Genomic DNA, 12,669 nt, shown 5'->3' on the forward strand with positions numbered 1-12,669 from the left:
CACATGATTTTGCTACTGATCCAAATAAATGGCTAAATTCATCATCTATTTCAAAAATAAAAAACGAGTAAACTCTCACGAGCTTCCCGCTTCAACATTAAGAAAAGCCCTTTTGGCTTTTCTTTTAAATCCATCTAATTATTACCCTAAAATCATTTCTATTTACCCAATTTACCTAATACTAAACTAATCCAATTTTCAACCTATAAAAACTATTACTTATCTTTTATAACTAAATCTTTTTACCTTAACTAATTCCTTTTGAAAATCACAAAACTAATTTATTTAAAAGTCAAAATCATGAGTAGTTTCACAACTACAGTACAAAAGTATGAAGTTTTTCTGAACTTGCAAACAACGAAGCAGGGAAATGCATGTTTTATAACATATTTTTGTGTTTATCCAGCTTTATTTACGATACCCTTACCAACTATAAAAAAACAAACCACTGGAGTGGCTTAACTCGCCAACTCCAATGGTTGTTCCCTTTTAAACACCTTTAAACAAAATGAAATTTATATGGCGGCAATATATTCCAGTGCTTCTTTACATTTTTCGGTTATATATGCCCAGTCTTCAGCAGCTACCTTATCGCTTGGGAAGAGTTTTGAACCCATACCTACACAGAATACGCCCGCTTGCATCCAGGAAGTCAGGTTTTCCCGGGTCGGTTCTACGCCACCGGTCACCATCAGTTTAGACCAAGGCATCGGAGCCAGCAGACCTTTCACTAAATTAGGACCAAGTACGTCACCCGGAAATATCTTGCAAAGTTCACAACCGGCTTCCTGCGCAAAACCAACTTCCGAAACGCTTCCGCATCCCGGAGTATAGGCTACCAAACGACGGTTACAAATCTTAGCTATTTCAGGGTTGAACAACGGACCTACAATGAAATTAGCGCCTAATTGTAAATAAAGGGCAGCCGTTGCAGGATCTACAATAGAGCCTACACCCATAGCCATTTCCGGGCATTCTTTCGCCGCAAATTTCACGATTTCAGCAAATACTTCGTGAGCAAAGTCACCACGGTTGGTAAACTCAAATGCGCGAACGCCCCCCTCATAGCATGCCTTTACAACTTTCTTCGCTACCTCTGCATCTTTATGGTAGAATACAGGCACCATTCCGGTTGAACCTATTTTGTTCAACACAGCTATTTTATCAAATCTTGCCATTTTCTTTTCTCGGTTAATATTTTATCGTTGAACACGTCCGCTTGCATCGCCACCTGCCAACGCTTCTACCTCTTCTATGGATACCAGATTAAAATCACCATTGATAGTATGTTTCAAGGCCGAAGCAGCTACGGCAAATTCAAGAGCTGCACCTTGGTTGGGCTTCGTCAGCAAACCGTGGATAATACCACCGGAAAAAGAATCGCCGCCACCTACACGGTCAATAATCGGATCAATATCATAACGTTTTGACTCATAGAATTCTTCTCCATTATAAATCATCGCTTTCCAGCCGTTGTGAGTAGCCGAGAATGATTCGCGTAAAGTGGAAACAACATATTTGAAGCCAAATTCTTTAGCCATTGCCTTAAAAATACCTTTGTAACCTTCAGCATCGGTCTTACCACCTTCCACATCCGAGTCAGGCTTAAATCCTAAGCAAAGTTCGGCATCTTCTTCATTACCGATACAAACATCTACGTATTGCATCAACGGCTTCATAATGGATTGGGCTTTTTCTTTTGTCCAGAGTTTCTTACGGAAATTGAGGTCAACGGATACTGTAACGCCATGACGTTTCGCTGCTTCACAAGCCAATTTTGTAAGTTCGGCAGCTTTATCAGAGATAGCGGGAGTAATACCTGACCAGTGAAACCAGTCGGCGCCTTCCATAATTGCATCGAAATCAAAATCAGTTGTAGCAGCTTCGGCTATGGCAGAGTGCGCACGGTCATAAATAACCTTGCTGGGACGCATGGACGCACCTGTTTCAAGATAATAAATACCTACGCGATCGCCGCCACGGGCAATAAAATTTGTCTTTACTCCATATTTGCGTAATGCGTTTACAGCCGATTGGCCGATTTCGTGTTTCGGCAATTTAGTCACAAAATAGGCATCATGCCCGTAGTTGGCACAACTGACAGCAACGTTTGCTTCACCGCCACCATATACTACATCAAAAGAGTCGGACTGTACGAAACGGGTATTTCCCGGAGTGGACAGTCTCAACATGATTTCACCTAATGTAACAACTTTCTTTCCCATAATCTTATGCTTTTTAATATACGATAATTTATTCCTTACCAGATTGTTGTTTTATAGCAAGAAAGCACACCTAATCAATTGATACTGTGAAGAATAAGATAAAACAAGGTCTATTCTTCACAACTTTCGTGTGCGGGCACAAAGATACAACAATTTTCGTAATTACAAAAAATGTTATATATTTGTGTCGAAAATATTAAGATTATTATTGTGTACGGACATAAGCTCCGGCATGGTATCATAAAATCGTAAAAACATGAAAGTTCCGGAAAGAATACGAATCAAAGATATAGCCAGATTAGCGGATGTATCGGTAGGAACAGTAGACCGTGTGATACACGGACGCAGCGGAGTATCGGAAGCCAGTCGGAAACGAGTGGAAGAAATACTGAAACAACTGGATTACCAACCTAATATGCATGCCAGTGCATTGGCTTCCAACAAAAAATATGCATTTGCATGCCTATTGCCACAACACGAAGCAGGTGAATATTGGACTGCTGTAGAATCGGGTATTCATGAAGCTCTTGTGGCTTATTCCGACTTTAACATCTCCATACGCCTCTCCTACTACGATCCGTTTGACTATCATTCATTCAGGGATATAGCTCAAAGTATTTTGGAACAGGAACCCGACGGGGTTATGCTTGCCCCTACCGTACCGCAATATACAAGGCCTTTTACAGAAAGTCTAAACAAACTTTCAATACCTTATATATATATAGACTCCAACCTGAGTGACCAGCCGGCACTCTCTTTCTTCGGACAAAATTCGCACAAGAGCGGATATTTTGCCGCAAAGATGATGATGTTACTTGCCGGCAGAGAACGGGAAATTGTTATTTTCCGTAAGATAAACGAAGGAATCGTAGGCTCTAACCAACAGGAACGCCGAGAAATTGGTTTCCGGGAATATATGCAGAAGCACCATCCGGATTGCCATATCTGGGAATTGAATTTACATGCCAAGCGAGATACGGAGGATACTCGAATGCTGGACGAGTTTTTCAGCAAACATACGAATGTAAAAAATGGCATCACCTTCAATTCAAAAGCTTATGTAATCGGTGAATATCTGTTGAAACGGCAGAAAACAGAATTCAACCTCATGGGATACGACCTATTGGAGCGTAATGTAAACTGCCTGAAGCAAGGCAGCATCTTCTTCCTTATTGCCCAGCAACCGGAATTACAAGGTTTTGACGGAATCAAGACATTATGCAATCACCTGATTTTCAAAAAGACAGTTCCAAAAGAAAATTTTATGCCGATTGATTTGCTGACAAAAGAGAATATCGAATTTTATCATAATATTAACGGAGAAACAAAAGCTCACAACAGAAAAGAGCCTGTTTAGAAAACTATAAATAACGCGAATCAGGAGTTAAAGGAGTTATCGCTTCGCTCAGGAGTTAAAGGAATTAAAGCCGATACTCCGTTTATGCGTTAACTCTGCATATCAGTAACAAGCCTATCGGCTTTAACTCCTAAGCCCGCTTGAGGGCTGATAACTCCTGAGCGAAGCGATAACTCCTTAACTCCTGATTCGCATTAATAACAGAAATAAAAAGATAAGGTATGGAAACAAAGTATCTAAAAATCAATCCTATAGATAATGTAGCTGTAGCTATTGTAACGCTTCCGGCAGGAGAAATACTCATAGTAGATGGCATAGAAATTACGTTGAATGAAGAAGTTCCCGCAGGACATAAGTTCGCATTGAAGGATTTTACCGAAGGTGAAAACATTATAAAATACGGTTATCCTATCGGTCACGCACGTATGGCAAAGATGCAAGGTGATTGGATAAATGATAACAATATCGGAACAAATTTATCGGGTTTATTGGAATATACGTATAATCCAACGGATATCACTTTAGACATCCCGCGCAAAGTTCTCACATTCAAGGGGTATCGTCGTAAAAACGGTGATGTAGGTATTCGTAATGAGATCTGGATTATCCCGACTGTAGGTTGTGTAAACGGTATCACTAACCAACTTGCGGAAAGTCTGCGCCGGGAAACCGGAAGTAAGGGTGTAGATGCAATCATGGCTTATCCGCATAACTATGGTTGTTCACAATTGGGTGATGACCACGAAAATACAAAGAAAATCCTGCGCGACATGGTGTTACATCCAAATGCCGGTGCTGTATTGGTAGTGGGATTGGGGTGTGAGAATAATCAACCGGAGGTATTCCGTGAGTTTCTGGGAGAATATGATGAAGACCGTGTGAAATTCATGGTAACGCAGAAAGTAGGCGACGAATATGAAGAAGGTATGGCGTTGCTGCATGAGTTGTATGCTAAGGCAAGCAAAGACGAGCGTACGGACGTGCCTTTGAGCGAGCTGCGCGTAGGGTTGAAATGCGGCGGCTCGGACGGTTTCTCCGGAATTACGGCTAACCCATTACTGGGTATGTTCTCCGATTTCCTTATTGCGCAGGGTGGTACAAGTGTATTGACTGAAGTTCCGGAGATGTTTGGTGCGGAAACCATATTGATGAACCGTTGCCGCAACAAGGAATTGTTTGAGGAAACCGTAAAATTAATCAATGACTTCAAAGAATATTTCCTTTCGCACGGTGAACCGGTAGGTGAAAACCCGTCTCCGGGTAACAAAGCCGGCGGTATATCAACTTTGGAGGATAAGGCGCTGGGATGTACGCAGAAATGCGGTAAAAGTTATGTAGAAGGCGTATTGTCTTACGGCGAACGCCTGAAGGTTAAAGGATTGAACCTGTTATCTGCCCCGGGTAACGATTTGGTAGCATCTACCGCTTTGGCATCTTGTGGCTGTCATATAGTATTGTTTACCACCGGTCGCGGTACACCATTCGGAACGTATGTACCCACCATGAAAATATCTACCAATTCTGCGCTTGCTGAAAACAAACCGGGATGGATTGACTTCAACGCAGGAGTTATTCTGGAAAGTGAGCCGATGGAGAAAACTTGCGAACGGTTTATTGACTATGTAATCAGTGTGGCAAACGGCGAACTCGTGAATAACGAAAAGAAAGGATATAAGGAAATTGCTATCTTCAAGACAGGAGTAACGTTATAATAACGATAAATAATGTCTTCCGCTATGCATACAAACGGACGAAAAGGCGGATGGTGGGATTTAAGCCCATTAGCTGTATTTCTTTGCCTCTACTTAGTGACATCTCTTATCGCGAACGATTTTTATAAGGTACCCATCACGGTAGCATTCCTGTTATCATCATGTTATGCCATTATAATAACGCGCGGACTGAGCTTGGAAAAACGAATATACCAATTCTCCGTGGGAGCCAGCAATAAGAATATCATGCTGATGGTGTGGATATTCATTCTGGCGGGAGCCTTCGCACAGAGTGCCAAGCAAATGGGAGCGATTGACGCTGCGGTAAACCTGACGCTGCATATTCTGCCGGATAACCTGTTACTGGCAGGAATATTTCTGGCGGCTTGTTTCATATCGCTATCCATAGGTACCAGCGTGGGGACAATTGTGGCGCTTACTCCGGTAGCTATCGGACTGGCGGAAAAGACCGGCATTGATCTACCTTATATGGTAGCCGTTGTAGTGGGCGGTTCACTCTTCGGAGATAATCTTTCATTTATATCGGATACGACTATCGCCGCTACCAAAACACAAGATTGTGTGATGAGGGATAAATTCCGGGTAAATTTCAGGATTGTGATTCCGGCAGCGCTGGTGGTATTGTGTATCTATGTTTTCCAGGGATTATCGATAACAGCTCCGGCGCAGGCGCAAGACATTGAATGGATCAAAGTGATCCCCTACCTCATCGTATTGGGTACGGCAATAGCCGGAGTGAATGTACTGCTGGTTCTGCTACTGGGAATTATCAGCACAGGCATCATAGGCATAGCCACAGCATGTATAGACGGTACAACTGCCAGTACAGCTTTCTTTGACTGGTTTGGTTCTATGGGAATGGGTATCACAGGTATGGGAGAATTGATAATCATTACTCTGCTTGCCGGAGGTATGCTCGAAACCATCCGTTACAATGGAGGTATTGACTTCATCATTGCCCGCCTGACACGTCATGTTCGCAGCAAACGAGGTGCGGAACTGAGCATCGCTGCTCTCGTCGGTATCGCCAACCTGTGTACTGCCAACAACACCATCGCCATCATCACTACCGGTTCAATAGCCAAAGATATCGCCATACGCTTCCATCTTGACCGCCGGAAAACCGCCAGCATCTTAGACACGTTCTCATGTGTGGTGCAAGGTATTATTCCTTATGGAGCGCAACTACTGATTGCAGCAGGATTGGCAAGTATCTCTCCCATCAGCATTATCGGTAGTCTATATTATCCGTTCGCTATGGGAATATGCGCATTATTGGCAATCGTGCTAAGATATCCCAGAAAGTATTCGTAGAAAGAACTGTTTTTATGTAAAAACGAAGAAATATAAAAAAATATAGAGAAACATGATGTTTTTTACAAATAGAATGCTTTACTTTGCACCCGAACAATAAAGAAGTTTATTTGATTTGATTATTTCACGTATGTATTTCCTCTGTTATGAGTATTTCCATCTCTGACCTAACATCCAAAAACTTTGTTTATTGAATTATTAATTTATTATTTTATTTTAGATTTATGAATTTGTATGTAGGTAACCTGAATTACAAGGTTAGAGAATCAGATTTGAGAGAGGTTATGGAAGAGTACGGAACAGTAGATTCAGTAAGAATTATCACTGACCGTGAAACAAGAAGATCTAAAGGCTTCGCATTTATTGAAATGCCGGACGCTGCAGAAGCAAGCAAAGCTATCACTGCTTTGAATGGTGCTGAATATGTGGGCCGTCCAATGGTAGTTAAAGAAGCATTGCCGAAAAATTAATTATCTCCAGATAATACGCATTTTTATAGAGAGGATGAATTTCAATAGAGATTCATCCTCTCTTTAATTAAGGAATTCGCTTTTGACTCAAAAAGATAAAACAAACTCTTTGTCAATCGAAATAAAAAGCATACCTTTGCAGCCGCTATTACGAGATAATAGCATTATTCAAATCATTTATTTTAATACATTTATTTAAAATGGCAACAAAAATCAGATTGCAAAGACATGGACATAAAGGCTACGCCTTCTATTCTATTGTAATTGCAGACGTAAAAGCACCACGTGATGGTAAATTTATTGAGAAGATTGGTACGTACAATCCGAATACCAATCCTGCCACAGTAGATTTGAACTTTGACCGTGCATTTAACTGGGTTATGAAAGGCGCACAACCGACTGACACCGTTCGTAACATCCTGTCAAAAGAAGGTATTTACATGAAGAAACATCTTTTGGGCGGTGTAGCCAAAGGTGCATTCGGTGAAGCTGAAGCTGATGCTAAATTTGAAGCATGGAAGAACAACAAACAAACAGGTTTGGCTGCTCTAAAAGCTAAAGAAGTTGAAGCAAAGAAAGCTGAAGCAAAAGCTCGTCTGGAAGCTGAAAAGAAAGTAAACGAAGAAAAAGCTAAAGTATTGGCTGAAAAGAAAGCTGCCGAAGAAGCTGCTAAAGTAGCTGCCGAGGCTCCTGCTGAAGAAGTAACCGAAGCTCCTGCCGAAGAAACTCCCGCAGCAACTGCTGAATAATAGCATAGCGCGATTACAGAAAATGGATTAACAACTAAAAAATCCTCTCGGGTTATAGCCTGAGAGGATTTTTTGTTACTACCCAAGTCGAACCATCAGAAACAGCAGCATATAAGAATCCATCCCATGAGACGAAAAAATCCGTCTCGTGAGACGAGAAAATTTGTCTCATGGGACGGATTTTTTCGTCTCACGGGATGAATTTCCTTGTCCCGTGAGATGAATTCCGATGCTTACAACCTACAGTATGAAGATGTGGGTTAAGAACTATTCCAGCTCCTCCAAAATCTTCTTCACGTCAATCGGTTGCAAACGTCCGTAGACCTTTTCACCGATCATCACTACCGGAGCCAATCCGCAAGCTCCAACGCAACGCAAACAATCGAGCGAGAACTTTCCGTCGGGAGTCGTCTCTCCTACTTCAATGCCCAGTACACGCTTAAATTCTTCAAGCAGTTTCTCCGAACCTCGTACGTAGCAAGCTGTTCCCATACACACAGAGATAGGGTACTTCCCTTTTGCTTTCATTGTAAAGAAAGTGTAGAATGTTACTACACCATATACACGCGATACGGGGATTTCCAACTTTGCAGCAATAATACGCTGCATTTCCTCCGGCAAGTAACCGTAGTCATGTTGCACTTCGTGAAGTATATTAATAAGTTCGCCCGGCTGGTTGCCATGTTTATCACATATAGCACGTACCTGTTTTACCACATCACAGGGCAGTTTGGTATCTGTCATAGTTTTCTCCGTTTAATGGGTTAATCAATTGCCTTGTTAAAATAATGCGTATGCAACAACCGTTCCGCAGTTTCACTCAACGGTTTGCCAAGATATTCCTCATACAAAGTCTTGATGTAGGGATTTTCATGCGATTTACGCAAAGGCTTCTGCGCATCTTCGCGATATAACGCATTGGCGCGCGCATACAATACATCCGAATTGCCATGATGCAACGGTTGCCCGCCACCACCGATACAGCCACCCGGGCACGCCATAATTTCAATCACATGGTATTCATTCCGTCCGTGGCGGATATCTTCCAACAACTGCCGGGCATTACCCAGTCCGTGAGCTATACCTACTTTCAGTTCGAAACCACCCAGATCAATCGTCGCCCGGCGCAGACCTGCCAAGCCACGTACTTGTTCGAAATTCACATTCCCCAAAGTCTTTCCGGTATAAACTTCATAAACCGAGCGCAAAGCAGCTTCCATTACGCCGCCCGTTGTTCCAAAGATAACACCTGCACCCGTTGAAGCTCCCATCGGTTGGTCGAATTCCTTATCCGTAAGTAGCGTGAAACCCACATTGGCACGTCTGATAAGCCGCGCCAACTCACGGGTAGAGATAGAATAATCCACATCCGGACTGCCGTTAGTCTTAAACTCGTCACGGTCGCACTCATATTTCTTAGCCAGACACGGCATAATAGATACCACTACTAACTTCTCACGCGGAATGCCCATCTTCTCCGCCCAGTACGTCTTGGCTATACTGCCGAACATTTGTTGGGGCGAACGGGCCGTTGAAGGAATATCAAGCATATCCGGGAAATGATGCTCAAAGAAGTTCACCCATGCCGGACAGCAAGAAGTCAGGATAGGCAGACGTACCGACTTGTCCCCCTGTAAGTGGCGGTTCAAGCGGTTCAGTATCTCGGCGCCTTCTTCCATGATAGTCAGGTCGGCGGCGAAATCCGTATCAAACACATAGTCGAATCCCAGTTCACGAAGAGCGTAGACCATCTTTCCCGTTACCAGTGTTCCGGCAGGTAATCCGAATTCTTCGCCCAGGGCAGCACGGACAGCCGGCGCAGTCTGTACAATGACTACTTTATCCGGGTTCTCCAAATCCAGCAACAGGCGATTGATATAGTCACGTTCAGTCAGTGCTCCCACCGGACAAACAGCTACACACTGTCCGCAGTAAGTACATTCACTGTCGGTCATCAACTTATCGAAAGCCGGTGCAATGGTAGTATTGAATCCACGGCGGATAGCTCCCAACGCTCCTACAGTCTGCACCTCGTTACACACGCTTTCGCAACGACGGCAGAAGATACACTTATCCATATTACGTACAATGGACGAAGTCACCTCCCGCTTGCGCGGAGAAAGTTCTCCACCATTGTAAGGCATCTTGCGTATATTGAAACGCAATGCCAATGTCTGCAACTCACAGTTACCACATTTCGGACAAGTCAGACAGTCGTTGGGATGATCCGAGAGTATCAGTTCAGCCACCACTTGGCGGGCATTCATTACGCGTAGCGTACTGGTACGCACCACCATTCCTTCCGTACAGCGAGTGGCGCAGGCAGGAGCCAGGTTGCGGCGTCCTTCGATTTCTACCACACAGATGCGGCAAGAAGCCGGATTGTTTTTAATACACGTGCCTTTCAGGTCGATGTGGCAGAGGGTAGGTATATTAATACCTATTTTCCGTGCAGCTTCCAGAATGGTCGAACCTTCGGGCACGGTAATATAATGATGGTCAATTTGCAGAGTTATTTGTTTTCCTTCCATTGCAGTAGATTTTAGCAGACATTGATTGCTTTGAATTTGCAGCGTGCCATACACATGCCACATTTAATGCACGTCTCCGGATTGATTACATGAGGCTTGCGTACATCACCCATAATGGCATCCGCCGGGCAGTTCTTCGCACAGAGATGACAGCCGATGCACAGTTCCGGATTGATTACATAAGTAAGCAATGACTTGCACTGATGTGCCCGGCATACTTTATCTCTTACATGTTCCAGATATTCATCGTAGAAGTTGTTTAGTGTAGACAGTACCGGGTTGGGCGAGGTTTGTCCCAGTCCGCACAGTGCGGTATCTTTTATTACCTTTCCCAAAGTGGAGAGGGTTTCCAGGTCTTTTTCTGTTCCTTTTCCTACAGTTATCTTATTCAATAGTTCCAGCAAGCGTTTATTTCCGATACGGCAAGGCGTACATTTTCCGCAGGATTCTTCTACGGTAAAGTCGAGGTAGAAGCGTGCTACCGAAACCATGCAATCATCTTCGTCCATTACAATCATACCGCCGGATCCCATCATGGAGCCTTCAGCCAGCAGGTTGTCAAAGTCAATCGGAGTATCCAGGTGTTTCTCCGTCAGGCAACCGCCCGAAGGGCCACCTGTTTGTACCGCCTTGAACTTCTTACCGCCCTTGATACCACCGCCAATCTCGTAAATTACTTCGCGCAGTGTTGTACCCATGGGTACTTCTATCAGTCCCACATTGTTTATCTTTCCTGCCAGGGCAAATACCTTTGTTCCTTTCGACCGTTCCGTTCCTATGGAAGCGAACCACTCCGCTCCTTTCGTTAATATAATAGGTATATTTGCAAGCGTTTCCACATTATTCACATTGGTAGGTTTGCCCAGATAACCGGCTTCGGCAGGGAAGGGAGGTTTCAAAGTAGGTTCTCCCCGCTTGCCTTCCATTGAGTGGATCAGGGCAGTCTCTTCACCGCACACAAAGGCTCCGGCGCCGTAGCGGATTTCAATATCAAAACTGAAATCGGTACCGAATATATTGTTACCCAACAATCCATATTCGCGTGCCTGAGTGATAGCTACTTTCAACCGTTGAATAGCCAGCGGATATTCGGCGCGTATATAAACCAAGCCTTTGGGCGAACCGATGGAATAGCCGCAAAGAGCCATTGCTTCGATAATGGAGTGCGGGTCGCCTTCCATAATGGAGCGATCCATGAAAGCTCCGGGGTCGCCCTCGTCAGCGTTACATACCACATATTTTATGTCGGCTTTTTGCTTGTTGGCAAATTCCCATTTCAATCCTGTCGGGAAACCGCCACCTCCACGTCCGCGCAGTCCGGAACGTTTAATGATATCAATCACATCTTCGGGCTGTTTGTACAGCAAGCTGTCGGCCAATGCCATGTATCCGTCCAAGGCGATGTATTCTTCTATATTCTCGGGGTCAATGAAGCCGCAATTACGCAGAGCTATGCGCATTTGCTTCCGGTAAAAGTCCATGTGCTTGGAGTCGCTGACAATCTGTTCCGTCTTTGGGTCAACAAAAAGCAGGCGTTCTATCTTTCTGCCTCCGATGATATGCTCGCGGATTATCTCGTCTACATCTTCGGGGGTAACCTGCACATAGAATGTGTTATCAGGGATTATCTTCACGATAGGCCCCTTCTCACAAAAGCCGAAGCAACCGGTGGTGATGACATCTACCTTATCGGTAATATTGTTTCTCTCGAGTGTTTGCTGAAGTCGTTCAGCTATTACGTGACTGGCGGATGCCTTACAGCCTGTACCGCCACAGATCAGGATTTGCAGATGTTCCGTACCCAATGCTAACCCACAGCATTGTTCGGTAACCTTCTCATTGCTTTGTTCGCGCAAGAGGAGTGTACTCTCTGCTCTTTTCTTAATCGTCTTTAAATCATGAATGGTTAATACTTTCATTTTGTAATAGATTTTGGGAATGGGCGCAAAGATACGAAAAGAGTTAGGATTACAAAAAGAAAGCTGGAATGTTTTTATGGAATCATTCGGTGTATGATATAAAGCCGGGCAGAATGGAAAACAAGGAAATTAGTAACCTTAGGTGTATGATAAAAACATTTCAAATTAGCAATATGTAAGTTTAAGCCAATACTGTTTTACAAAAAGATATCTAAAACATCTTTTTCCTAACACAGCTTTTTGCGAAAGAGGGAGAAATAGAGATTGCAGGTATAAAGTTCTGAATATATATGCGGATATTCTGTATAAATCGGGAGTGATATACAGGTTTTATGCAAAAAGAACCTCTTGCTTAGGGATGAAACACTAAC

The 12,669-nt window shown here is 43.5% G+C and carries 10 protein-coding genes; 5 read left to right on the forward strand and 5 right to left on the reverse strand.

All coding sequences use genetic code 11. The features are described 5' to 3' along the window. Positions 1-515: 515 nt before the first annotated feature. The gene (locus tag B2Z67_RS09930) at positions 516-1,178 is read right to left on the reverse strand and encodes a bifunctional 4-hydroxy-2-oxoglutarate aldolase/2-dehydro-3-deoxy-phosphogluconate aldolase (RefSeq protein ID WP_291529670.1); all 663 of its coding nucleotides are present in this window, start codon (positions 1,176-1,178) and stop codon (positions 516-518) included. Between the two features lie 21 nt (positions 1,179-1,199). After that, a complete protein-coding gene (locus tag B2Z67_RS09935) occupies positions 1,200-2,225 on the reverse strand; it encodes a sugar kinase (RefSeq protein ID WP_291529671.1) in 1,026 nt (341 codons plus the stop codon). A gap of 256 nt (positions 2,226-2,481) precedes the next feature. Between B2Z67_RS09935 and B2Z67_RS09940 the strand changes: the two genes are divergently transcribed. The 5 genes from B2Z67_RS09940 (at position 2,482) to B2Z67_RS09960 (ending at position 7,848) form a co-directional block, all read left to right on the forward strand. Continuing rightward, on the forward strand, positions 2,482-3,582 hold the full coding sequence (locus B2Z67_RS09940; RefSeq protein WP_291529672.1) for a substrate-binding domain-containing protein: 1,101 nt from the start codon (positions 2,482-2,484) through the stop codon (positions 3,580-3,582). Positions 3,583-3,803: 221 nt separating this feature from the next. Then, on the forward strand, positions 3,804-5,294 hold the full coding sequence (locus tag B2Z67_RS09945; protein WP_291529673.1) for a UxaA family hydrolase: 1,491 nt from the start codon (positions 3,804-3,806) through the stop codon (positions 5,292-5,294). Positions 5,295-5,318: 24 nt separating this feature from the next. Then, on the forward strand, positions 5,319-6,629 hold the full coding sequence (locus B2Z67_RS09950) for a Na+/H+ antiporter NhaC family protein (RefSeq protein ID WP_414630800.1): 1,311 nt from the start codon (positions 5,319-5,321) through the stop codon (positions 6,627-6,629). A gap of 224 nt (positions 6,630-6,853) precedes the next feature. Then, positions 6,854-7,099, forward strand: coding sequence for an RNA recognition motif domain-containing protein (locus B2Z67_RS09955; protein ID WP_291529675.1), 246 nt, complete (start codon positions 6,854-6,856; stop codon positions 7,097-7,099). A gap of 200 nt (positions 7,100-7,299) precedes the next feature. Next, a complete protein-coding gene (locus B2Z67_RS09960) occupies positions 7,300-7,848 on the forward strand; it encodes a 30S ribosomal protein S16 (RefSeq protein WP_291529676.1) in 549 nt (182 codons plus the stop codon). 267 nt (positions 7,849-8,115) lie between these two features. Here B2Z67_RS09960 and nuoE read toward each other — a convergent pair whose 3' ends face one another. Genes nuoE through B2Z67_RS09975 form a run of 3 tightly spaced genes read right to left on the reverse strand, consistent with a single transcriptional unit; the run spans position 8,116 to position 12,298 of the window. After that, positions 8,116-8,592 carry an NADH-quinone oxidoreductase subunit NuoE gene (gene nuoE, locus B2Z67_RS09965; RefSeq protein ID WP_291529677.1) on the reverse strand — a complete coding sequence of 159 codons (477 nt, stop codon included), beginning with the start codon at positions 8,590-8,592 and terminating at the stop codon, positions 8,116-8,118. Positions 8,593-8,612: 20 nt separating this feature from the next. Continuing rightward, positions 8,613-10,379: an NADH-dependent [FeFe] hydrogenase, group A6 gene (locus tag B2Z67_RS09970; protein WP_291529678.1), complete on the reverse strand. Its 1,767-nt coding sequence runs from the start codon at positions 10,377-10,379 to the stop codon at positions 8,613-8,615. An 11-nt stretch (positions 10,380-10,390) separates the two neighbouring features. After that, complete coding sequence (locus B2Z67_RS09975) at positions 10,391-12,298, reverse strand: NADH-quinone oxidoreductase subunit NuoF (RefSeq protein ID WP_291529679.1); 1,908 nt, start codon at positions 12,296-12,298, stop codon at positions 10,391-10,393. Between the last annotated feature and the right edge of the window lie 371 nt (positions 12,299-12,669).

The sequence above is a fragment of the Bacteroides sp. UBA939 genome (assembly GCF_002293435.1).
Lineage (GTDB): Bacteria > Bacteroidota > Bacteroidia > Bacteroidales > Bacteroidaceae > Bacteroides.